Origin of the sequence: Alkalilimnicola ehrlichii MLHE-1, assembly GCF_000014785.1 — a bacterium.
GTDB classification, from domain to species: domain Bacteria; phylum Pseudomonadota; class Gammaproteobacteria; order Nitrococcales; family Halorhodospiraceae; genus Alkalilimnicola; species Alkalilimnicola ehrlichii.
Window position 1 is genome coordinate 1,194,069 of the sequence record NC_008340.1, and the last position, 24,858, is coordinate 1,218,926.

At 70.1% G+C, this 24,858-nt stretch carries 6 protein-coding genes; 4 read left to right on the forward strand and 2 right to left on the reverse strand.

The annotated features are described in order from the left end of the window. Positions 1 to 1,191 (reverse strand): MFS transporter, encoded by a 1,191-nt coding sequence (locus tag MLG_RS05355; RefSeq protein WP_011628792.1) that lies wholly within the window; start codon positions 1,189 to 1,191, stop codon positions 1 to 3. Between the two features lie 321 nt (positions 1,192 to 1,512). Between MLG_RS05355 and MLG_RS15840 the strand changes: the two genes are divergently transcribed. After that, entirely contained in the window at positions 1,513 to 1,638 is a 126-nt protein-coding gene (locus MLG_RS15840; protein ID WP_269490052.1) for a hypothetical protein, read from the forward strand. Between the two features lie 88 nt (positions 1,639 to 1,726). On the opposite strand, the gene MLG_RS05360 is transcribed toward MLG_RS15840, so the two are convergent. Continuing rightward, positions 1,727 to 3,211 (reverse strand): protein adenylyltransferase SelO, encoded by a 1,485-nt coding sequence (locus MLG_RS05360; protein WP_011628793.1) that lies wholly within the window; start codon positions 3,209 to 3,211, stop codon positions 1,727 to 1,729. A gap of 133 nt (positions 3,212 to 3,344) precedes the next feature. Here MLG_RS05360 and mltF point away from each other — a divergent pair, with 133 nt between their 5' ends. The 3 genes from mltF to MLG_RS05375 all read left to right on the forward strand — a co-directional run bounded on the left by mltF (position 3,345) and on the right by MLG_RS05375 (position 24,779). Next, a complete protein-coding gene (mltF, locus tag MLG_RS05365; protein WP_011628794.1) occupies positions 3,345 to 4,697 on the forward strand; it encodes a membrane-bound lytic murein transglycosylase MltF in 1,353 nt (450 codons plus the stop codon). Positions 4,698 to 4,974: 277 nt separating this feature from the next. Next, entirely contained in the window at positions 4,975 to 23,097 is an 18,123-nt protein-coding gene (locus MLG_RS05370; protein WP_041717924.1) for a leukotoxin LktA family filamentous adhesin, read from the forward strand. Continuing rightward, positions 23,094 to 24,779 carry a ShlB/FhaC/HecB family hemolysin secretion/activation protein gene (locus MLG_RS05375; protein ID WP_011628796.1) on the forward strand — a complete coding sequence of 562 codons (1,686 nt, stop codon included), beginning with the start codon at positions 23,094 to 23,096 and terminating at the stop codon, positions 24,777 to 24,779. Before MLG_RS05370 ends, MLG_RS05375 begins: the two co-directional genes overlap by 4 nt. Positions 24,780 to 24,858: the final 79 nt, after the last annotated feature.

Sequence of the window (24,858 nt, forward strand, 5' to 3'; positions counted from 1 at the left end):
TCAGATTTCCCGCAGTGCGTGCCGGTTCATACGGTGCAGGGCCAGCAGGCCCAGCACCGGTCCGGGGAGCAGCCACCACATCACCCCCAGCTCCTGCTGCGACCAGAAATGGGTGGTTAGCGCAATGGCGGGCAGGGTCATGGCAAAGCCGATGGCGTTCATGATAGCCAGCGCCGCGCCCAGGCGCGCGCGCGGCGCCGTCGCCGATGCCAGGGCGGAGAACTGGGGCGAGTCGGCGATCACGGCCAGCCCCCAAACGGCAAGTAGTGCCAGAAGGAAGAGGGGTGGGGCATCCCCCAGCAGCGGATAGAGCAGGCACAGGGTGCCGGAGATGGCCAGGGTCAGGCGGGCCACATTGAAGCTGCTCAGCCAGCGGCTGATGCGCCCGCCCCAGACGCAGCCGGGCAGGCCCAGGGCGATGACCGCGAAGGCCAACCAGGGCAGCCAGCCCGGGCCCAGTGCCAGGCGCTCGATCTCGCGGCCGACCAGGAAAGGCACCAGGGTCCAGAAGGCGTACAACTCCCAGCAGTGCCCGAAGTAGCCGAAGGCCGAAGCCCGGAAGTTGCCGCAGCCGAAGGCTGCTAGCCCGGCCCAGGGCCGGCCACCCGGCGCCGGTCCGGGCAGCTCGGGGCCATCACCGAGGGAATGGATGAGCCAGGCCGCCACCAGCGCCAGGCCGGAGGCCAGCAGCAGCGGCCACTGCCAGGGCAGTTCGAAGGTGGCCCCGCGCAGCAGGTGAGGCAGGGCGGTGCCCAGGGTCAGCATGCCCACCAGCCAGCCCAGCGCCGCGCCGGCGTAGCGGGGCGTCCAACTGACTACCAGTTTCATACCCAGGGGATAGATCCCCGCCAGGCACAGGCCGGTGAGAAAGCGGGCTGTCACCCCCAGGTGGAGATCACCCGCCACCAGGATGAAGCCGGCGTTGATCACCGCGCCGGTCACCGCCGCAATGGCGAACAGCCGGCTTGCCCGCACCCGGTCGGCGAGCCCCGTGGTGGCAATGATCAGGGTGCCGGTGATGAAGCCGGCCTGAACCGCCATGGTGAGCAGGCCCAGGCCGGTGTCGCTGAGCGCCACCGCTTCGCTGAGGGCCAGCCCCACGCCGTTGACACTGAACCAAAGCGAGGTGCCGAACAGCTGGGCGATGACAATGACGGCCAGCGGATGCCGCGCGAGTCGGTTCCTTAGCATGCCGTATGGTGCCCACTGGGAAATGGAGCAGTGTAGCAGCAGACTGCGGCACAGGGTCGCGGAGCCCGCCCCCCGTCACGGAGAGCCGCGCGGCCGCAATGGCCGGACCGCCAGCCTCGACGCCGCATTCCGGTGAGAGTTAAGGCGTAAGTGTTAGTAAAAAACCCAAGAAAAACACTTGGTTGCAACAGTGATAAACCCGCAATAAAAAGGGGGTAAGACGCTTCCCGCCACTGGTGGCCGGGGCGTCCCGCCCTCAACGCACAGGGCAACGCTGTGGTTCTCAGCATCATATTCGCTACCGATTCAAGGAGGCTGGCGATGGCTGGACATGAAGAGTTCGACGGGGAGAAGCACCCCCTGCTGTGGTTGCTGATTGTGGTACTCGGGTTGTTGGTGGGCCTCGTTCCCGGCGTTACAGGCATCGTGGCCCTGGTCGCCGGGTAAGCGTTGTTGCCCGGGGCTCCGGGCGATGCCAGGGGGCTCCCCAAGCCCAACGGGGAGGCCCTCTTCCCGGCGGGCTTCGGCTCCCTGGTCAGGTACCGCAGAAGGTCTGATAGACCTGCTGCTCCGGCCGGGGCGGGGCGGCCAGTGCCTCCGCCTCCGGCTGCGGGTCGTAGGGGCGGGTCAGCACCTGCAGCAGCCGGTCCATGGGGCCGAAATCCCCCCGCTCGGTGGCGGCATCCACCGCCCATTGGGCCAAGTGGTTGCGCAGGATGAACTTGGGGTTTACCGCCCGCATGGCGGCCTGGCGTGCCGGCTCCGGCCGTCCCTCCTGGCGTAATCGCTGGATCCAGCGTGCGCGCCAGCCATCCAGGGCCTCGGGCCGGGCGAAGCAGCGTCGGGCGGGCCCTTCGTCGGGATCATCCATCCGCTCGTCGGAAAGGGCGCGGAAGACCTGGGTGAAGTCCGCCTGTTGCCGAGCCATGAGATCAAGCAACTCGTGCGCCAGGTCGATGTCCCCGCGGCGGCTTTCGGCAAGGCCCAGCTTGGCCCGCAGTCGGGCATGGTGGCAGGCCTCGAAGCGCGGGAGGAAGCCGTTCAGCGCCTCCCCGGCCCGCGCCACGGCCTCGTCCTCATCCTCGTGCAGCAATGGCAGCAGGGTCTCCGCCAACCGGGTGAGGTTCCAGTGCGCGATCCGCGGCTGTTGGTCGAAGGCGTAACGGTTTTCAATGTCGATGGCGCTGTAGCAGGTCCTGGGGTGGTAGGCGTCCAGGAAGCCGAAGGGCCCGTAATCCAGGGTCTCGCCCACCAGCGAGGTGTTATCGGTGTTCATCACCCCGTGGATGAAGCCCACGCTGATCCAGTGGGCCACCAGCTCGGCAGTGCGATCGATCACCGCCTTCAATAACGCGAGATGGGGCCGCGCGTCGTCTGCCAGTTCCGGGTAATGGCGGGCGATAACGTAATCGGCCAGGGTCCTCAGGGCGTCGACATCCTCCCGCCAGTGGAAGTACTCGAAGGTGCCCACCCGCACATGGCTGTGCGCCACCCGGGTGAGGATGCCGCCGGGCTCCACCCGCTCGCGCAGCACCGGCTCCCCGGTGGTCACCGCCGCCAGCGAGCGGGTGGTGGGGATGCCCAGGGCGTGCATGGCCTCGCTCGCCAGGTATTCGCGGACCACCGGTCCGATGGGCGCCCGCCCGTCACCACCCCGGGAGAAGGGGGTGATGCCGGAGCCCTTGAGCTGAATGTCCCGGCGCCGGCCGTCCCTGTCCACTACCTCGCCCAACAGCACCGCCCGGCCATCACCCAGTTGCGGCACCCACTGCCCGAATTGGTGGCCGGCATAGGCCAGGGCGATGGGTTCCGCCCCCTCAGGCAGACGGTTGCCGGCGAACATCGCCAGGCCCGCCTTACCGCGTAAGGCCGCCACCTCCAGCCCCAATGCTTCGGCCAGAGGCTCGTTGAGCCGCACCAGACCGGGCTGTGCCACCGGGGTCGGCCGCACACGGGCAAAGAAGCGCTCGGGCAGCCGGGCGTAACTGTTGTCAAAGGGCCAGATAGGTTCTGCCGGCATCGGGGCGGCTCCCTGTTGATTCCCTATGGCCGTCATAGTCTACTGAAGATGTTGATTGAATTGCTCAGTCATTGTGGGATCGCCCGCCGGGTGCGGTCGGGCGGCCCGGCATCGGGGGTGAGGGGGCCTGGTCATGCGCACGTGGATTGCCATCCTGGCGGTGGTGCTAGTCCTGTTGCTCAACGCCTGTACCGACGGGCCGGAGGACGGCCCCCGGCTGGAGCACCCCGACGAGACGGGGGTGCTGCGGGTGGTGACGCGCAATAGCGCCACCACCTATTACCTGGACCGTCACGAGCGGGCGGTAGGGCCGGAGGTGGCGCTGGTGGAGGCGTTCGCGGACCACCGGGGCTGGACGGTGGACTGGACCGTGGCGGCCACCACGGCGGAAGTGCTGGATTACCTGGAGGCCGGCGCCGCCCACCTGGCCGCTGCCGGGCTGACGCACTTGGATTCGCGCAACCAACGCTTCGAGCGCGGCCCGGCCCACACCGAGATTACCCAGCAGGTGGTCTGTCACCGGGACCGGACCGACAAACCCCGCAGCCCGGAAGACCTGGAGGAGGTGGTGTTAAAGGTGACGGCCGCCTCCAGTTACGTGGAACGGCTGGAGGTCCTGGCGGAGCGCTATGACGCATTGACCTTCCAGGAGGATCAGCGCGGTTCGGAACAACTGCTGATGGCGGTGGAGGAGGGGCGGTTGGCGTGCACCGTTGCCGACTCCAATATCGTGCGCCTCAACCGCCGCTACCTGCCCCACCTGGACGTCACGATGGATCTGACCGAGGGCCAGAACCTGGGCTGGTACCTGGCCGAGGGCCAGGAACGCCTGGCGCAGCAGGCCTTTGAGTGGATGAACAGCCGCGCCGGGGACGAGGTCATCGCGGCGATGGAGAACCGCTACTATACCTATGTCGGCGAGTTCGACTTCGTCGATCTGCGGGCGCTGAAACGGCGGATGGAAAGCCGCCTGCCGCGCTATCAGCGCCATTTTGAGCAGGCCGAGGCGGAGACCGATATGCCGGCGGACCTGCTCGCCGCGCTGGCCTACCAGGAATCGCACTGGGATCCACAGGCGCGCAGTCCCACCGGGGTGCGTGGCATGATGATGCTGACCGGCCGCACGGCCGAGTCCCTGGGTGTGAATGACCGCCTGGACCCGGAGCAGAGCATCATGGGCGGGGCCCGCTACCTCGCCGACCGGCACGAGCGGTTGCCCGAGCACATCCCTGAGCCGGACCGTACCTTCCTGGCCCTGGCCAGCTACAACGTCGGTCGCGGGCATCTTTTGGACGCCCGCCAGCTGGCCCGCGACCTGGGCCGGGACCCGGACGACTGGCAGGAGATGCGCGAGGTACTGCCCCTGCTCTCCGACGAGCGGTATTACCCGAACCTGCGCTACGGCTACGCCCGCGGCTATGAGCCGGTGCACTTCGTCGCCCGTATCCGCAACTACCGGGATGTGATCCGGCAGGCGTTCGAGTGAGTTCGTTTCCCCAACCGGTACGTGATGCCCGGGAACCCGCCGCGCCCTTGGATTGGACACGGTCCCGAGTCTGTACTAATTCTGAAAGACAGCCATAGTTGCCTAGTTCTTAAGCTTGGTTTCCCTCTCGGCGTGGGCCCTGGCGTCCTTCGACCCGGGTGGCGATGCCATCGCTTGAGTCCGCGGTAGGGATTGCTGCCTGGGGGAAGGTATGAAAAACGGGACGCAGGGGACCCGTCGGGGACGGCGCAGGCACAAGCCCGTTCCTGATCACCCGGTGGAGGGACCCGGGTGGCGCCGGGATCCTCTGGCGCTGGCCATCTCCGCGGCGTTGGCGTGCGGTGGGGCCTTCCCCTCTGCCAGTGCCGCCGGCAGTAGTATTACGGTCAAGGACAACAAGACCGAGACCGACATCTCCGACGCCCCCGGTGTCGATGGCGGCACCCGCTACACCATCACCACCGAATCGCTGACCGATTCCGGCCGGACCGGCCTCAACGCATTTGCCGAGTTCATCCTGGCCAGCGGGGACCGGGCGGACCTGGTGTTGCCCGATGGCACCCTGAACCTCATCAACCTGGTCTACGACAGCCGCGCTAAGATCCACGGGGAACTGTTCAGTCAGCTGGACGGCGAGTTCGGCGAAGGGCACCTGCTGTTCGCCACGCCCCACGGGATGCTGGTGGGGGCGGAGGGGGCGATCAACGCCGGGGCGCTGACCGCCATCGCCCCCCGCTCCTCGCAACTGGATCGGATCCTGGACGGCGATGTCGGCCTCGGCGAACTGATGCGGGGCGAGGTTGAACTGGACCCGGAAGCCACCATCGAGATTCAGGGGGAGATCGACGCCGACCACGTGCGCCTGATCGGTCATCAGGTGCTGGTCCAGAGCGGCGCCCGGATCGAGATCGCCGACCCCATTGACGACCACGAGGCGGTGTTCGGCTCGGCGGTGAATATCGACGGCCTGGAGAGCGGGGCAGGGATCGCCGTCGACGCCGGCGACCTGGTCATCGCCGGTGAGCGCCGCGCCGAGGTCTATGGTGACCTGCTGGCCCAGGATGGCGGCGTGGTGGTGCGCGCCCACAACGTCGGGCGGTCGGACCTCGGGGTCACCCGGGCCGACGCGGAGGTGGCGATCGGCGGCCGGATCGAGGCCGAGGACATCACCCTGTCCGCCCGGGTCGATGCGGAGGCGGAACTGGACCTGGTGGAGGCGCTCAAGGGCCGGGTCGAGGCGCTGGTGCCGGAGGGGCTGGAAGAGGTCGCCGAGTCGGCCATCGACAGCGGACTGGAGGCCGTCGACGACGAGCTCGACAACCAGGATCTGCCGGACTTCGGGCTTGGGCTCGGTCTGGTGGACGCCTCGGCCATCGTCACCCTGGAGGACGGTGCGGAACTGGACGCGGGCGGGAACGTGAACATCCATGCCGAGGCGCAGCGCACCGCCCGCGCCGAGGCGCATGCCGACGGCGACGGCCTCGGTGGCGCCTTCGCCCTGGCCTCGATCAGCGGGCAGACCGCGGTCACCGTGGAAGAGGGCGCGAGCATTGTGGCCGGCGGTGACATCGACCTGCGCGCGGCCAGTCACAATGAATTGGTGGCCGAGGCCGTCACCGAGGTGGGCGACGGTTTTGACGTCGGCCTGGGCGGCAGTGTGGCCCTGGGCTTCCTACAGTCGGAGCCGGAGGATGGCGGCACCACCGTCCAGGTGCAGGAGGGGGCGACCCTCGCCGCCGGGGGCGATCTCGGCCTGTCGGCGTTCACGGAACACGATGTCACCGTCGACGCCACCACCACGCTCGGCAGCGGGGGCGAGGCGGCTTTTGGCGCCACGGTGGCCTACCTGGGTCTGGACTGGACCACCCGCACGCTGCTCACCGGCGGGGCGGTCGCCGACGACACCGTTGAACCCCCCGTGGGCATCGTCGCCGGCGGTGACCTGCGGATGGTGGCGCGCACCGACCAGGCGATCCACACCGGGGCCTCGGTGGAGACCACCGGCGACATCAGTGTGGGGCTGGCGGCGGCGGTGGCCGAGTTGAACAACACCACCCGCGTGGTCCTGGACGGTACGGTGCGGGCGGGCGGGGACGCGACCCTGCTGGCGGAATCCATCACCCGGGCGCAGCACACCGTGGCCACCACCCGGGCCGCGGAGGACGCTGACAATAACGGCGGTAATGGCAACGACGGACCGGACGAGGCCGCCGACGATCAAGGCACCTCCGACTACGTGGCCGGTCTGGTCGGTGACGTGGATACCGGCGAGCCGGAGGAGACCCCGGGTGCCGGTGGCAATGGCGGCCTGGCCCTGGATATCGGGGCGGCGGTGGCCTACACCGATGCCCGGGACAGCGCCAGCACCACCCTCGGAGGCAATACCCAGCTGTTGCCACCCGCCGGCCCGCTGGGACCGGGTGGCCAGGTGGCCATCGTCTCCCGCCGGCAGTTGGACAATCTCTCCACCCGCGCCCGCTCCGGCACCGAGGCCACCGGCCCGGACGGTGACGACGGGGCCAACAGCATCAACGCGGCGGTCAGTTACGCCCGGCTTGACCAGATCGCCCGTACCGAGATCGCCGACGGTGCCCGCATCGAGGCCGGGCGCATCGGCGTTGGCGCCGAGGTGGATCTGCCCGCACGGGTGGCGTGGGGTGACGAGGACAACGAGGACGGGCCGGGCGGGCTGGACGACATTGCGGGCGCTGACAGCGATGATCTGGACGACTGGTTGACCAGCGAGGCCAGCACGTCGTCGGAGACCGGCGGCACGGTGAATATCGCCGGGGCGGTGAACCTGCTGGACCTGACCGCCACTGCCGAGGCGCTGGTGGGCACTGGTGACGATCCCACCGATGTGACCACCCTGCACGCGGTGGGTGATGGCGGTGACTGGGAAACCGAGCTGGGCGGTGACACCACCTGGCACTGGGACGATGCCGTTGCCGTGGCGGCCCGCAGCCGGGTGGAGACCGTGGACGTGGCGGGGCAGGCGGCGGCCGCCGGCACCGTGGGTGTTGGTGGCGGCGTCAACTGGCACCTGCGGGAGAGCACCGCCCGGGCGCGCCTGGCCGGCAGCGCGGATATCAGCGCCGACACCGGCGGCGTGTCGGTGTCCGCCGATCGTCGGGACAGGGCCATCGTGCTCACCCCGATAGCCGGAGAGTCTGATGGTGGTGCCGTTGGCCTGGGGGCGTCGGTGGCCTATGCCCGTATCGACGGGACCAGCCAGGCGCAGCTCGACGAGGGCGCCATGGTCGCCGCCGGCGGTGCCCTGGCGGTCACCGCTGGCGGCGACCTGCATGCCGAGATCCTGACCGCCAGCAAAACCAGCGGCGACGCCACCGCCGGGATCGCCGGCACGGTGGCCTTCGCTGACATCTCCCTGGATACCACCGCCGCAGTCCACGGCCAGCCCGTGGACAATGCCCTGGAGGTGGGCGACCTGTACCTCCACGCCCTCGACCTGCAGGACTACCAGGTGCAGGCCTCGGCGGAGGCCCAGGGCGATGTCGCCATCGGCCTGGCCGGCGCGGTACTGGATACCGAGGCCGGCACCCGGGCCCTGCTGTACCGGGATGTCACCACCGACGGCGACGTGGTGCTGATCGCCGACTCCGAGACCACCGGGCGCGGCGTGGCCGCGAGCACCCGGGCCGAAACCGGGGAGGCGGGTGACAACGGCAACGGAGAGAACAATACCGGCGACGATCGCGACCTCAACACCGTCGACTTTGTCCAGCAGCGGGGCGAGCGCGGCAACGAGGGGGTCGATGACGGCCTGCAGGACGTGGCCGGGGACCCCGGTGCCGGCCAGTCGGAAGAGGCCGGCTTCGACGTCAATGTCGGCGCGGCGGTCGCGTTTACCGGTGCCGACGACTCGGCCGGGGCGCACATCGGCGAGGCGGTGACCATCAGCGGCCCGGGCGGGGGTGCCGCGGGTGACGTGGCCGTGCTCGCGCGGCGCGCCGAGAGCGGCTATCGCGGGCGCGCCCAGACCGAGGTGGAGACGGCCCCCGAGGATGACGGCGTCGGTGTCGGGGTCGGCGCCGCACTCACCCTGACCTTCATGGACAACAGCGCGGAGGCACTTATCGGCGCCTCGGCGGTGGTTGACGCCCATCGCGTCGGGGTGGCCGCGGACGTCATCCTGCCGGACCACTTTGAGGGGCCTGCCTGGGACGGTCTCGAGACCCTCCGCGACCTGGCTCAGGACGACGACGATGAGCTGACCTACGACGAGGCGGAGTCCAATCTGCTGGACATGGCCGACGGTTGGCTCACCACCTATGCCAACGCCGCGGCCGAATCGGAGGACGGGGTCTTCGACGGCGCCGCCGCCGTCAACTTCGCCCGCTACAACGTCAACGCCGACGCCTGGATCGGTGAGGGCGCCGAGGTGACGGCCGGCGGCACGGCTGGCGATACCGGCTGGAGCACCGAGCTGCGCCCGGCGCAGGACAATGGCGATCCGGCCCTGAGCCGTCGGTGGAACGAGGCGATCACCGTCAGCGCCGGGGCCGATGTCCGCACCATCGACGTCGCCGGCAACGTCGGTGGCCTGCTCACCGCCGGCGTCGCCGGGGACGCCACCGTGGGCATCGGCGCCGGTTTCGCCTGGTTGGAGCGCGGCGGCCACGTCAGCGCCGGTATCGCCGACCACGCGGTGGTGAGCGCCAGCCACGGGCAGGGCACCATTGGCGTGCACGCCGAGCGCTTCGACCAGTCCATCGGCATTGCACCCAGTTCCGGCCACGGGGCCAGCTTCGCCGGCAACGGTACGGTGGTGGTCAACCGCCTGGACACCGATACCGTGGCCGCGGTGAGCCACGCGGCGGCGGTCGACGCCGCGGCACTGACCGTCAGCGCCGGCCGCGATCTGCGCTGGTGGTCGGTGGCCGGTTCCATCACCCTGGCCGAAAGTGTCGCTGTCGGCGTCGGCATCTCTGTCAACGAACTGCGGACCGATACCCGGGCCGTGATCGGCGATGTGGCCGGTCTCCGCCCGGCGATGGCCGGCGGCGGGGACGTCACCGAGCTGGATGACACCGAACAGGGGATTACCGCCGACCAGGTCACCGTGGCCGCACGCAGCGATGGCCTGGTGGGCAGTGCCTCCATCGCCGGCGGCGCCGCCGGTGAGACCGGCGAGCCGCCGGCCACCGACAACTGGACCGACTCCGGGCTGACCAATGACGTGATTGGTGTCACCTCCGATCGCACCGAAGGGGCGGAAGCCCCCGAGGATGAGACCATCGCCGAGGCCGTGCAGAGCGGGACCGGCGAGCCAGCCGGGGCGCTGGATGAGCAGGAGGCGTCGGCGGACGACCTGGACGAGGACGGCGACCTTGCCAACCCGGACCCCACCCAGCCCGACCTGGAGACCTTCCCCGACGAGGGTGCGGACATCCCGGACGCGGGCGCCGATGCCGACAGCGAGGAGACGGACCTGGGCGTCGCCGTGGCGGGGTCGGCCTCGGTCAACCTCAGCAGTCTGAACACCACGGCGCTCATCGAGGACGTGTCGCTGGCGGCGCGCGATGCCGACACCACCGACGTTACCGCCAGCGCGGTGGCCGCCGTTGACACCATCGCCGTCAGCGGCTCCGGGGCCCTGGTGCTGGGCGGTAACAGCAGCGACCCTCAGGTGGCCATCGCCGGCACCGTGGGCGTCAATCTGCTCGGCGACCACACCCGGGCGCGGCTGGTGGACACCCGGATCGAGCAACCCGGCCAGGTGACGGTGGAGGCCCTTCGCGACGGTGAGTTGATCAGCGTCGGCATGGGGTTGGCGATCACCGCCAGTGGCTCCACCAAGGCCGCCGCCGTGGCCGGTTCCGTCTCCCTCAGCGACATCAGTAATGAGACCGCGGCCACCATCGAGGGCGGCACCATCGGCGACCCCGGGAGCGATCCCGAACCCGACGACGGGAGCGGGGTGCAGGTGCTGGCCTATGACCGCTCCAGCATCGGGACCGGTGGGGGTTCGCTGTTCGGCGGCAAGGGCGGTGGCTTCGGCGCCGCGGTGACTCTGGCCCAGGTGCGTAACACCATCGATGCGGGCATTCTCGGTACGCGCATCACCGACGTGGCCGAGGTGACCGTGGATGCCCTCAGCGCCACCCGCATCATCAGTGCCGGCGCGGTGCTGGGTTACGGCGGAAAAGGGGCGGTGGGCGGCGCGGTGGTGTTGAACCGCATCGGCAACACCACCAAGGCCGCGATCGCCGACCGGGACGACGGCGACGACGTGGAACGCGCGGAGATCACCGCCAATGAGCGGGTGCGGGTGCGGGCGCGCAGCGCCAGTGACGATGAACGCGTGGCGCTGGACGACCGCATCGATGCCGCCGGTGGCGGTCACGTTTACAACTTCAGTGGTGAGGGCACCGCGCTGGCCGAGCCCGAGGCCGAAGGTGATCGCGACTGGGGCGATGACAGCTACGAAACCGGCGGCGATGAGTTCGCCGGCGAGGGCGGCGACCAGGCGGAGATCGACAGCGGCTACGATGACGCCGCCGAGGATGCCCGCTTCGACGGTGGCCCGCTGGAGGGTGATGCCATTGTCGGTGTGGCCGGCAGCATCAGCGCGAGCGGCAAGGCCAGCATCGGGCTGGCCTTCAGTGGCAACCAGATCGACAACGACTACATCGCCGAGGTGCGCGGCGCCCGGATCGACGGCGTGGATGGCGAGCTGAGCGTCGATGCCGCCGACCGGTCGCGGGTCATCGGCCTGGGGGTGGGCGGCGGCGCCTCGGGCAAGGTGGCCATCGCGGGCTCCGGCGCCGCCAATCTGATCGGTGGCGAGGCGCGTGCCACCATCGGCGGCAGCCGTGCGCAGGCGGACGACGGCCCGGTCCACCTGGCGGAGATCGACGCCGGGGCGGTGAATCTCGGCGCCGATCGCGGTAGCCGCATCGATGCCCTGGCCGGCAACGTCGCCTTCTCCGGCAAGGCCGGCATCGGTGCCGCCGTGGCCTACAACGCCATCGACACCGCGGTGGCGGCCGAGATCAACCACGCCGATCTCGCGCTGTCCGGGGGCGACCTGAGCATCGACGCCGGCAGCTCTTCCGACATCTACGGGGTGGCCGTCTCCGGCGGGGGCGGTGGCAAGGTGGCGCTCAACGGCAGTGCCATCATCAACTTCATCGATCTCGATGTCAGCGCCGGGCTGGGCAGCAGCCGGGTGCGCGACACGGGTGCCGTGCGAATCACCGCCGGCGACCATGGCGCCGGTGGCCAGGCCGCCATCTGGAGCCTGGCGGGAGCCATCAACGGTGCCGGCAAGGTCGCGCTGGGTGCGGCGGTGGCCTACAACGAGATCGAATCCCGCTTTGCCGCGGACATCACCGGCGCCGACATCGAAGCGCTGGGCCCGGTGGATGTGACCGCAGAGGTCAGCGGTGACATCAACACCCTGGGCGCCGCCGGCGGAGGCGCCGGCAAGGTGGCCCTGGGGGGCGCCGCCACCGTGAGCCGGATCGACAACACCGTCACCGCAAGCCTGACCGGGAGCCGGCTTTACGCCCCGGCGGCGCTGGTCACCGTGGCGGCGTCGCAGGATAGCCGTATCCGCGCCCTGGGCGCTGCCATTCAGGGTGGCGGCAAGGTGGGCGGGGGCGCGGCAGTGACCGTTAACCAGATCGGCTCCGGGGTGACTGCCGAGGTGACCGGCGGTGCGCCCGGTCTGCCGGCCGCCATCGATGATCCCGCCGGCGGCGGCGACGCCGAGGCCCACTACCATCTCGGTCACCTGGTGGTGGATGCCCGCTCGGACAACGAGATTCAGACCATCGCCGCCGGTGCCGCCGCCGGGGGTGTCGGCGGCGTGGCCGGTTCGGTCTCCACCAACCTGTTCGGCAACCGGACCAAGGCGCGGATCGCCGACGGTGCCGACGTGCTGGCCGAGGGCCACGTGCTGGTGGACGCCGCCAGCAGCGACAACGTGGCGTTGGTGGCCGGCAGCCTCGGCTTCGGCGGCAAGGCCTTTGGCGCTGCGGGCACCGTCGCGGTCAATATCGTGGAGAGCGAGACCCACGCCTGGATCGGCGGTGAGGACCCCGGCGACGCCACCGTGGTGGTCGCCCGGGCGCAACAGCCGGGCACGGTCAGTGGCCGTGACCACCGGTTGCACGCCATCCCCGGGCTGGTGGACAAGTCCGACGGCGAGAACACGTTTGATGACGAGGACGGTGTCGAGATCTACGACAGCGAGGTCGACGACGCCGCCGAGGACCGCGACGGCACCGGGGGCGGTAGCACCGGAGGCTTCTCGGTGGAGGACGAGGCGGGCGATTACCTGCTCAGCCGCCTGGTCCGGGATGATGATCGCGGGGTGGACGGCGTCCGGGTGAGTGCCCGCTCCGATCAGACCACCAGCGCCGCCCTGGCCACCGCCGGCATCTCCGCCAACGTGGTGAAGGGCGGGGTGGGGTTGGCCGCCACCGCGTTGGTCAACCGCATCGCCGGCGAGACCACCGCCGGTATCCGCAACAGCGAGGTCAGCTCGGAGACCGATGTGGCGGTCTCTGCCGGAGGGCATGTGCATACCCGCGGCCTGGTCATCGGCGCTGCCCTGGGCAGTGTCGGTGCCTCCGGTGCGGCGGTGGTGGATGTGGTCACCCGCCGGACCCGCGCCGGGATCGACGACGCCACGGTGACCGCCGGGGGGCGGATCGACGTGGACGCCGCCGGTTCTCAGAGCACCAGCGGCCTGGCCATCGGGGCCTCCGGCGGCACCTACGCCAGCCTGGCCGGCGGCGGGGTGGTCAGCCGGCTGGGGGCGCAGACCCTGGCGGAGGTCACCGGCAGTCGCCTGGAGGCGGGCGACGTGGGCGTGCAGGCGGACAGCGACACCGGGGTGACGATGCTCACCGGCACCGTCTCGGTGGGTGCCGCGGCCGCCGCCGGCTCCTTCAACGTGGCGGTGGTGGACGCCGTCACCGTGGCCCGCATCGCCGACAGCGATCAGGACCGTTCCCGGCTCTCGGTGGAGGGCGAGGTGGACGTGGCTGCGGAGTCGTTGAACCGCTTCGGAACCATTGCCGCCAGCGGTGCCGCCGGCGGCACGGCCATTGCCGGCACCCTGGGCCTGAGCCTGCAACAGAGCGTCACCCAGGCCCGGATCGAGGGCGCGGCCATCGGCCAGGGGGACGACGATGTCCCCGCGCAGGTTAACGTCCGCGCCCGCGACCACCTGGAGGTGGGGGCCTTTGCCGGTGGTGCCTCCCTGGGCATGGGGATGGGCCTGGGGGCCGCCGCCAATGTCTTCAGCGGCCAGGCCTCCGTCCTCGCCGAGGTCAGAGACGGCGCGGCGATCGAGGCCGGCGCGGTGTCGGTCTCCGCCGAGCGCAGTGCCGAGCTGAGCCTGTATACCGCCACCCTGGGTGCCGGCCAGACCGGCTTCAGCGCCGGGGTCGGCGTGATCCTCCTGGGGGTGGGCGCCGGCGAGGTGACGCCCACCCGGGGCGAGGATGATATCGCCGAAGACGACGTGGAGGGCGGTCTCGAGCGGGAGCTCAATGGCAACGGCGGCGGCACTCTGGACACCGCCAATACCTTCGCCAACTTCAGTTTCGAGGGGGATCCGGACAATGACGCCAACACCGAGGACGATGTCGGCGGCAGCCTCAGCGACGATCAGCGGGACAGCCTGGAGAGCGACCTCGAGTTCAACCTGACCGAGTCGGTGATCGATGGCGATGACCACCAGACGGTGGCCCGCATCGATGCCAGCGATCTCCGCGCCGACCGGGTGGACGTGACCGCCGATGACCGGGTGGCCACCCGCAACTACGTGGGCTCCGGTGCGTTGGGGGGTGTCGGCTTCGGCGCCGCGGTGGGCTTCACCCGGGTGGGTAACGGGGTGGTGGCCGAAATCGGGGGTGACGGCACCCTGGATGTCGGCGAGCTCACCATCCGAGCCGGTCACGACGACCTTGGTGGTGGCACTGCGGCGGAGACCCGCGCCTGGGCCGGGGCCGCAGGCGGCATCGGCCTGGCCGCCGCCTATGCCGATGCCGATGTGACCACCGGGGTGCGTGCCACCCTGGGCCCGGTGAACCTCCAGCGCGACGCGGCCGACGACGCCGGCGTCGAGCTCACCATCGACGCCTTCGACCACGGCGGGACCTATGCCGAGACCATCGGCGTGGCCGCGGGCTTCGTGGCCGGTGTGGGGGCGGCGATCTCCCGCGCGGCGCGAACCTCCACGGTAATCGCCGAGGTGGCCGACGACACCGCCGTCGGCAGTGACGACGAGGATTCGGCGGACTTCGATCTCTCCCTCAGCGCCGTCTCCGACGGTGGCGTGGCGGTCGATGGCATCGCCCTCGGGGCCGGCGTGGTGGGCGGCGGCGCCGCCGCCCTGGCGCTGGGCGAGGAGCGCTCGACGGTGCAGGCGCGCGTGGGCAACGGCGCTGACCTGCGGCTGGGCGACGGCGCGCTGACCCTGGATGCCCTGGCCCGGCCGGATGTGACCGCGGACGGGGTCGGGGTGGCGGCAGCGGTGACCGGGGCCATCGCTGCGGCGGTTTCCCGCGCCTACTCTTCGGCCACCGTTGAAGCGGCCGTCGGTGACTTAGACGGCCCCGGTGGCGCCGCGGTGCAGGCGCGCGCGGTGGATGTCCGGGCACGCAGCCTGCCGGTGGGCAGCTACGGTGCCGAGGCCGAGGCCATCGCGGGGAGTATCGCCAAGGGCGTGGCGGTCTCCGGGTCCTTCGCCTTCGCCACCGACACCGCCACCGTAAACGCCGGCCTGGGGCCGGGGGCGGACCTGACCCTGGGCGGCGACGGGCTGTCGGTGTGGGCCGAGGCCGATCCCGCGGCCCGGGCCCGGACCCACGCCCGCACCTTCGCCGGCGGGGTCGCCTTCGGTGCCAACCTCTCGCAGGCCGCGTCCAATGCCGAGGTGGCAGCGGTGGTGGGTGACCAGGCCTCGGTGCGGCTGGCCGACGGGGTGGACGAGGCCGATTTCACCATCCGCGCCATCGCCAATGACGACGGCAGTCGTACCGCCTACGCCACCGGCGCGGTGAGCGGTGGCGCGCTGCTGGTGTCCGCCAACGGCGGCTATGCCCGGGCCTATGAGCAGACGGCGGTGGACGCCCGCATCGGCACCGGCGCGACCCTGGACGCCGGTGCCGGTGAGGTGCGGCTGGGCGCCGACGCCACGCCCCACGCCCGGGCCGTGCTCGCCAGCCAGTCTTACGGTGGCGCGTTGGCCATCGGGGCCGCCATTACCGACGCCCGGGTGGCGGCCGACGTGACCGCTGCCATCGGTGACGGAACCGCCATTCTGGGCGGCGGTGACTTGACGGTGCACGCCCACGTCGCCCGCCCGGCGGGTGCCGACAGTGCCTTTGCCCGCTCCGAGGCCAGCAGCGGCGCGCTGGCATCGGCCAATGCGGCCCTGGCGGAGGCCCGCAATCACGCCCGGTCGCGGGCGCTGACCGGGGCCGGTGTCACCCTGCCCGGTGGCGTGGTGAGCCTGCGGGCGGAGAACCACAGCCGGCAGCACGGCCACAGTGCGTCGGAATCCTACGGCGCCTTCGCGGCCGGGATGACCGTGACCCGGGTGGAGTCCGACACCCTGACCCACGCCATCCTCGGCACCGACAACCAGGCCAGCGACAACGATGATCGGCCGGACGTGGTGGATGTCACCACCAACGCCAGCAGCCACGACCACGGCTTTGGCCAGACTGCCACCGGGGGCGCCATCGACGGGGCCGCGGCGGAGGTGCATACCTTCAGCACCGCCGATAACCGGGCCCAGGTGCTGGGCCACCACAGCGACCCGCTGCAAGTGGGTGTGCTGAATGTCCGGGCGCTGCAGGACACCCGCTTCTCCGGCGTGGTGGACACCAGCCGCGCGTCGGTGGCCGGTGCCAGTGGTGCCCGCCTGTACCATAACGCCAACCGGGTCACGGGCATCGTCAACGTCGACGAGGAGCGGGAGGCCTTCTACGGGGAAACCAGTGTAGTGGAGGCCGGGATCGGCGACCACGCCGATATCCGCGCCCTCTACGTGGACGTGATCGCCGAGCAGGCGGTGGAGCGCGTCGCCGACGCCGGTAACGACATCCGGGTTGCGGGCGGCGGGGTGCTGGGTGCCTCCGCCGGCCGCGGCGCCACGTATATTGAGACGATCACCCGGGCGGGTATCGGCACCGGGGCCACGGTCAACGTGGAGCTGGACCTGCTGGTCCGCGCCATCGAGGCGATCACCGCCGAACAGGTCGCCCGTCTGAACACCGGCAACGCCATCGATATCGCCCGGGCCGAGTCGGTGATGCACACCGATCACCAGAACGACGTGATCATCGGCGGAAACGCCAACATCACCGCCGGTGGCGATGTGGTGCTCTCCAACGCCACCGAGTTGGACCTGGTGGCTCATACCCGCGCCCGCACCTCCGGGGTGGCCAGTTTCGCCCGCGGCAACAGCGAGGCGGAGGCCGATGTGCGTGAGGGGATCACCGTGGGCAACGGCGCGCGGCTGGCCTCCGCCGGCAACGTGGTCATGCGCACCGGCCTGGGCGACGGCGGTTTGCCGGCTCGCAAGGGCGTGGAGGCCGATACCTACCTGTACAACAAGGGGGCCCTGCCGCTGGAGAACGACCCTCGCGTGCATGCGGACCTGGTGGTGGACAGCCGTATCGACGTGGCCGACAACGCCGTGGTCGAGGCCGGACAGGACGCCTATCTGATCGCGCCCGTGGGTTTCCGGTACCGGGCCCGGGGCGAGGGCGAGGGCCAGGACATCTACCGGCGCGCCGCCGAGTCCATCGCCAACTTCTTCCGCCGGCTGGTCCGTGCCGATGAGGTCTCGCTGGCGAAGGAGGTGCGTAGCGAGGACCTGGTCCGGGGTAGCACCATCACCATCGACGGCCAGGTGGTGGGCGCCGGCGGCATGCACCAATACCTGTGGGTGCGCCAGGGCGACGATGACGACGAACGCATCCTGGCCAGCCCGGGTGTCGGCTACTTCTTCGAGGAACGCGACGTGCGCGGTGACCTGGAGGCGCTGGTCGGTGCCTACCGGGATCTGCTGGGGGAATACGTGGAGCCGGATCCGGACGATCCGGAGGGCTCCGGTCTGCTGTTCTGGCGCGCCGCCGCCCAGATCGAGACCCTCGCCGGCCGCCTGGCTGCCCTGGGGGATGAGGATGACGGGCCCTATGACGGCGGCCGGGCGGTGCCCTTCATCGAGGTGGAGGACATCACCGCCACCGGTGGTGATGTGGTCGTCCGGGCGGATGCGGTGGAGGGTGGTGGCGAGGTCCGGTTGGGCCCGGACCTGGAGGCCATCTTCAGCGACTTCGCCGGTGGGGATCTCAACCAGGTGCCGGCCGAGTTCCTGGAGCCGGGCGGGCCGAGCATTCGCATCCTGGTGGAGTCCAACGAGTGGCTGCAGGTCAACGACCTGATCATCGACGACCGCCGTGACGGCAGCATCACCATCGCCCAGGAGAGCGGCGCCTTCGGCGGTATCGCCGTGCCGACCCGGGTCTCCGGGGTGGGTGAACTGCCAAGCGGGCTTCGCTACGACACCGGCGGGGTGGAGGCCACCCCGGAGATCCGCGTGGTGCACCAGTTCGAGGTCCCGCCCCAGGAGGACCACCTCTACACCAACCCGGAGATCCGCCTGGGCCACGAGCCGGACCCCGCCGACCAACTGGAAGGCGAGTCGGTGACCGCCCGCATCATCAACCCGCGCGGTCTGGTGCAGGTGGGCAACCAGGCCGGCAGCATTATCTCCTCGGCCAGCATCGAAGCCGCCGCGGTGGAGATCGTCGCCGGTGGTAATTTCGTGCAGAACTGGATTCCCGGGTTCTTCCACGCCGGCGGGCAGCCCGAGGCCGCCGGCGAGGCCAGCCGCATCCTGGCCGGGGGCGACATCTACATCAGCGCCGAGCACATCAATGTCAATGGCCTGATCCAGAGCGGGTTCGACGAGTGGACGCTGGATTTCTCCTCCGACCTGCTGGGGAATGCCGGGACCACCCTCGATTTCGACGCCGACAAGGGCCACAGCCTGGGTGATTACCTGGAGTGGTACGGCAAGGGTTATCGTGCCACCAAGGAGGTGGAGGAGGCCCCGATACCCTTCTGGGCGCAGTTCTTGCCGCCCTCCATTTGGCACCTGCTGGGCTATGGCTTCGCCCCCGACGTCGACGCGGCGGATGTGCCGGACGATTTCCGCACCGCCTACAACGCCGGCCGTAGCGGTGAGCAGTTCCTGCAGCTGACCGGCGGCGAGGGCTTCGACGTGGAACTCGGCACCGTGGCCAGCTTCTACGATGCCGAGGCCGACCGCATCGACATCCAGCGCGCCGCCGTGGGCGGTGGCTACATCTTCCTGGCGGGCGACGTGGTGAGCACCGGCGGAGGCGAGATCCGGGCCTTGTCGGGTTTCGGTGAGATCCGGGTGGATACCACCGGCGGCGGGGAGGACGCCTTCCGTACTCACCAGGATGTGGTGCTCTATGACCTGGACGCCGGGACCCAACCCCATGCGCCCAGTTTCGACCTGCCCGAGGAGGAGCTGATTTCTGCGGAGGGCCTAGCGCCCTGCCGGCCCTGCGTGAGGATCTGGGATACCGCCAAGCGTGACGGCGAGGGCAACCCCATCGAGACCGTCTTCCAGCACGACTGGAACCCGGACCCAGCGGCCCCGGACGGGAGCTTCGGCACCATCGCCAAGACCGTCTCCCGGCTCGACCGCGAGCAGCGTGACGATGACTTCTTCCTGCTGCGCACCGTGGTCGACGAGGATGACCCCTTCTATGGCCAGGAGCAGGACGCAGGCTTCGGCCCCCGTCCGGGGGCCACCGCGCAGTACCTGCCCCGCGAAGGGATGCGCTACCTCTACGGCGACAGCGTGGATGAAGACTCCGGGCGGCTGCTGTTCCCGGACGACGATGTGCCGTCAGGGCCGGGCTATCAGTCCATGCGGGCGGACCGGGCTATCGACGTCGGGTTCATCGGCAACCCGGTGGGTACCATCGACATCAAGAGCATCGGTGACGTGATCATCGACGGCAGTGTGCGCAACCCCCAGGGGCTGACCACGGTGGAGACCGTCGGTAGCATCCGGGAGCCGGAGCAGGGCGGGCTGTTGCAGGGTCGCCAGCTCACTCTGGAGGCCGGTGGCGCCGTCGGCAGTGAGGGCGCCCCGCTGCGGGTGATCGTGGGTGACGGCGAGGTCACGCCGGACGATGCCTGGCTGGTGGCCCTGGCCGGGGATGGCGGGGTCTTCCTGGACGGCCTGCGCGGCGATCTGCCGGTGCGCGAGGTGGGGACGCTCAGCGGCCATACCGTGGACATCGACGCGGCCCGTCACTTGATCGACCGCGGCACCGCCCCCGACCGGCCCACGGTCTACGGCGCCCGGGTGCATCTGCGTGCCCGGGACGGCTCTATCGGTGGCAGGGAGCAGGGCGAATTCGTGCTGCCGCTGACCATCGCCTCCGGGGTCGGGGTTGTGGTGGACGATCCGGACGCGCTGCCGGATTGGCTGAACCTTCCGCTGGGCAGCGCCAACGTAACCGCCCGCGCCGCCGGCCATGTCCTGCTCGCGGAAGATGCCCGCGGACTGGCCAGTGCCGGTGTGCCCGTCGACGGTGACATTCACGTGGAGGCGCTCCGCGCCGCCGAAGGCGATGTCCGGCTCTTTATCGCCGACGGCAAGCTGATCAGCGCCATCGACGCCGAGCTCGATACCGACCGCATGGTCCGCCTGGGCGAGATGTGGGACTCGCTGGGGATGCTCGACGACGGCTCGCCCAACAGCGGCGTAGCCCGCTTTGTCGAGGATCAGGTGGAGGCCTTCGAGGCCTCGGTGGAGAGCCGCTACCGTGACTGGTGGGAGCTGGACCGCCTGGCCGGGGAGGACGGCGGCTTCGACCTGGCCCCGGATCGGGCCCGCATTTACGCCCACCGGGCCGGCGTCGACGGCTCACCGGAGGCGTGGGACGAGACGGCGGACCCGCAGGGCGTGGCCGACAACACCGCCGCGGTCAATGCCTGGCTGGAGGGCCGTTACGGCGCGCTCAGCGATGAATTGGGCGAACTGCTGCTGGAGGGCAACGGCGACCAGTCCCTGGCGGACCTGGGTACGGTGGTCGAGGAACCGCTGGCCGAGGATCCGGCCACCGGGGAGATGCTGTTCTATGAACGGGTCGAGTTCGATTACCAGGCGCCGGACAGTGTCCGTGACCAGCTCGCGGAAGGGGCGGAGTGGACCGAGGAGCAGTTGCTCAACGTCCTCAGCGAGGACCGGATGCTGGAGACTGTGGACACCCAGTACCAGCGGGTGGAGACCATTATCCAGGGGGAGAATGTGGCCATCGAGGCGCCGCGGGGTTCCATCGGCTCGTCTGACGACCCGCTCTGGATCCCGGCCCCCGAGGACGAGGACAGCAACTTTGATTTCACCGAGGAGGAACGCGCCGCCCTGGTCAGCGCCCAGCCGGGCGATGTCCGGCTGATCGGCGAGGTGGTGTTGGTGGATGGCCAGGTCATGGACCTGGGCGATTTCCTGCGCCTGCTCGGCACCGGGGGCCCCGGCGGGCTCACCCTGGAGGATCTCGACACGGTCGATTTCGACGGCATCGAGATCGAGCAGGTACGCTACGCCGGGGTCATCGCCACGGAGGGGGGGCAGTCGCACCATGCCGCCGATGACCTTGGCGGCGACATCTTCCTGGGTGTCCCCGGCACCAGCATCGCCCTGGAGCGGCTCTGGGGTGGTGGCGACATCCGCGTGCGGGTCGGCGGCGGTATCGAAGCCCACGACGACCCGACACGGGGCGATGATCCGGAAGATGCCATCATCCGCGGCGGTGCGGCGGGGGTGCTGCTGGAGGCGGCCGGCGGCGGCATCGGCGCCGAGGGGTTGCCGCTCACCACCGCGTTGGACCCCCGCGCCCTGATCACCGCCCGGGCCGTGGGCTCGGTGCACCTGCACGCCCTGGGCGGTAACCTGACCCTGGACAGTGTCTTCAGCGAGCAGGGCGATGCCGTGCTGGCTGCCGACCAGGGGCATATCGCCCGTTTGGCGCTGCCGGGCGCGCCGCTGGCGGACTTCGGCACCCTGGACATCGCCGCCGATGAGATCCGGCTGGATGCCGGCACCTTTGTCGGCGCGGTGGATCGCGACGCCTTCCTGGCCCTGGACAGCACGGCTGAGCCGGGGGACCTGGAGGCGGTCACCGACGCCGCCATGCGCCTGCGCCACGGTGACGACGCCCGGGTGACCGGTTCTGCCGGGGACCGCTTCCAGGTGTTCGCGCCGGAAGGGGGGCTGGTGGTCCGCGATGTGGAAGCCGGCGGCCGGGTCGTGGCCGGCGCCTGGGAGGATGTCACCCTGGAGCGGGTGACCAGCACCGCTGGCGACGGCGAGGCGGCCTTCGTCTTCAGCGAGACGGGCTTCATCATCGGCAGCAATGAGGCCGGCCTGGAGGAACCGCTACACCTGCGGGCACTGGGCGGGGACGCCACCACGCGGTTGATCGCCCCGCTGGGCATCGGTCTGCCCGATGACTTCCTGTTCCTCGATGCCACCCGGATCAGCTCCGCCACCACCCTGGGCGGTCACGCCTTCCTCCACGGCACCACCGATTTGCGAGCCGATCTGATAGACGTGCCCACCGGGCGGTTGGAGGTGCGCGCGCCCCAGGCCATCGAAATCGATCGGTTGCGGGTTCACGACCGGGTGGACCTCAAGGGCGACGCCATCGAGGCGCACATCGAGCACACCGCCAACCCGGACCCGCTGCCGCTGGACGTGGTGGGCCTGGTCGAGCACTACGCATCGGAGGTGGACCTGTCCGTGGACACCCCGGCCGATCTCATCGTCGAGCGGCTCTATGCCCGCCGCGCCCGATTGGAGACCAACACCACGCGAGTCGACATGCCGGACAACGACATCTTCCACTGGTTGGAGGTGTTCACGCCGGAGGTCCACCTGTGGGCCGACAACCAGCGGCCCGACCGGCGCGACGTGGACGTCCAGCTCTATGAGCCGGGGTACCGCTTCTTTGTCGACCAGGACGGGCGGCACACCATCACCAACGCCTTCAGCGGCGCCTACCGGCCCGGCTACCGCCTGGAGCTGGTCAACTATCAACCGGGCCGCGACCGCGCCCGTTTCGATGTGGATGGTCGCAGCATTGTGCGCGATGCCGGTCGGCTGGAGCAGCGCATCGTGCCGATCCCCGACACCCTGCCGGGGCTGCGGGCCTTCTGGCCGGACGACGAGGTCTCGGTGCAGGTGGTCGGTGCCGGCCTGCCGGGGGCGCCGCCCGACTTCCCGGTTAACCTGGACTGGACCGGTCTGTTGCAGGGCGATGACGATCAATCCGGGGCAGAGGAGAATGGCGCTCAATGAAGCGGTGGGGCTCGGAAGAATCGCGGCGGGCGCCGCTGCTGGCGGTGGTCGTTTGCCTTCCCCTGCTGACGGCGGGTGCGGTCCATGCGCAGACACCGGGCGCCCAGCCCGAACCCGGGCCGGGCGTCGATCCGGCGCTCCAGTTGCGGGAGTTGTTGCGCGAGCGTGAGCGCCTGGAGGAGCGCGGGCCACGGCCGGAGGAACCCGAGCTGGATATCCCGGAGCTCGTCCTGCCCGACCTGGAGGATGAGACGGTGGAGTTCCTCCTCAGAGAGATCCGCTTCTCCCCTACGGAGCTGCTGGACGAGCAGTGGCTCACCGAGCTGGCGGAGGAATACATCGGGGAAGTGGTCAGTTTCGGTCAGGTGAACGAGCTGGTGGAACGCATCAACAGCGCCTATGCCAAACAGGGCGATGTCACTGCCCGGGCCTTCGTGCCGCCACAGCAGATCGTCGACGGCCGGCTGCAGATCCTGCTGGTGGAGGCCCGGATCGGTAGCGTGGCCGTGGAGGGGGCCGAGCACACCGAACCGCGGTACATCCGCGGCCGTATCCCGCTGGAGGAGGGCGAGGTGCTGCGGGTGCCCGATCTGCGCGCCTCGGTGCGTGAATTCAACCGTCGTGAGGCGCTGCAGGCCGGCGTGGCGCTGCGTCCGGGCGAGGCGTTCGGTGAAAGCGATGTGGTCCTGCAGATGCTTGAACCCCCGCGGCTGCGCTACCAGCTCTTTGCCGACAACGCCGGCGCACGCAGTACCGGTGAAGAGCGGATCGGCGGCATGGCCAGTTGGTATTCGCCCTTCGGCCGGGCCGACCGGTTCACCGCCTTTCTGGTGGGAAGTAGCGGGGCCACCGCCCTCGACTTGAGCTACGCCACCCCTGTCGGCCATCGCGGGGCGGCCCTCACCGCCCGCCTCGCCTACAACGAGATCGAGATCGTCCGTGGTCCGCTGCGCGATCTGGACATAGAGGGTGAATCGTTGCGTGGTTCCCTGCGCTATACCCATCCCCTGGCATGGAGCGAGCGCCGCACCTGGGATGCCGTCGGCAGCCTGGGCTATGTCCGCTCCAAGACCGAACTGGACGGGGTTACTTTCGCCGACAACGAGGTGACGCGGGTGGACGCAGGCGTGCGCCTGCGCCAGTACGGCCAACCCGGTCCCCACACCCACTTCCTCGAGGTCGAGCAACGCCTGGCCCACGCCCACTTCCGGGAGAGCGCCGGGGAACTGGATGAGACCGATGACAGCCTGCTCTGGGATGGCCGCCTGCTCTGGGAGCAGCGCCTGCCCCGGGCCTTTTATACCCTGTCGCGGGCCGAGTGGCAGTATGCCGACAGCCCGGAGGCGGTGCTCTCACCGCAGCTCTTCCAGGTGGGCGGCGCTTTCGACGTGCGCGGCTACCCGCAAGGGGCCACCGCGGGTGAGAGCGGCTATTACCTCAGCCTGGAGTTGCGCTACGCCGGCTTTGCCGCCGTGGAGCCCTTCGTCTTCGTTGATCACGGCGGGGTGCGCCAGGAGGACCAGGATAACGAGCGCCTGACGAGCTGGGGCGCCGGTGCCTTCCTGGACCTCGGTCGCGGCTTCTCCGGCAGCCTGACGGTAGGCGTGCCCGCCAGCGACGTGTTGCCGGACCAGGACGACTACCGGATCCATTTCCGGATCGCCTGGCAGGGCCAGCGCTGAGTGCTGCATGACCGCGGCCGGCACCGTGCCCCCAGCTGGATCCCACCCGCAGGCTATGCTGTAAGGTAGTACAGGCCCA

Coding starts and splice junctions, on each gene's coding strand:
- MLG_RS05355 (WP_011628792.1), bottom strand. CDS start 1,191: ATGCTAAGGAACCGACTCGCGCGGCATCCGCTGGCCGTCATTGTCATC.
- MLG_RS15840 (WP_269490052.1), top strand. CDS start 1,513: ATGGCTGGACATGAAGAGTTCGACGGGGAGAAGCACCCCCTGCTGTGG.
- MLG_RS05360 (WP_011628793.1), bottom strand. CDS start 3,211: ATGCCGGCAGAACCTATCTGGCCCTTTGACAACAGTTACGCCCGGCTG.
- mltF (WP_011628794.1), top strand. CDS start 3,345: ATGCGCACGTGGATTGCCATCCTGGCGGTGGTGCTAGTCCTGTTGCTC.
- MLG_RS05375 (WP_011628796.1), top strand. CDS start 23,094: ATGAAGCGGTGGGGCTCGGAAGAATCGCGGCGGGCGCCGCTGCTGGCG.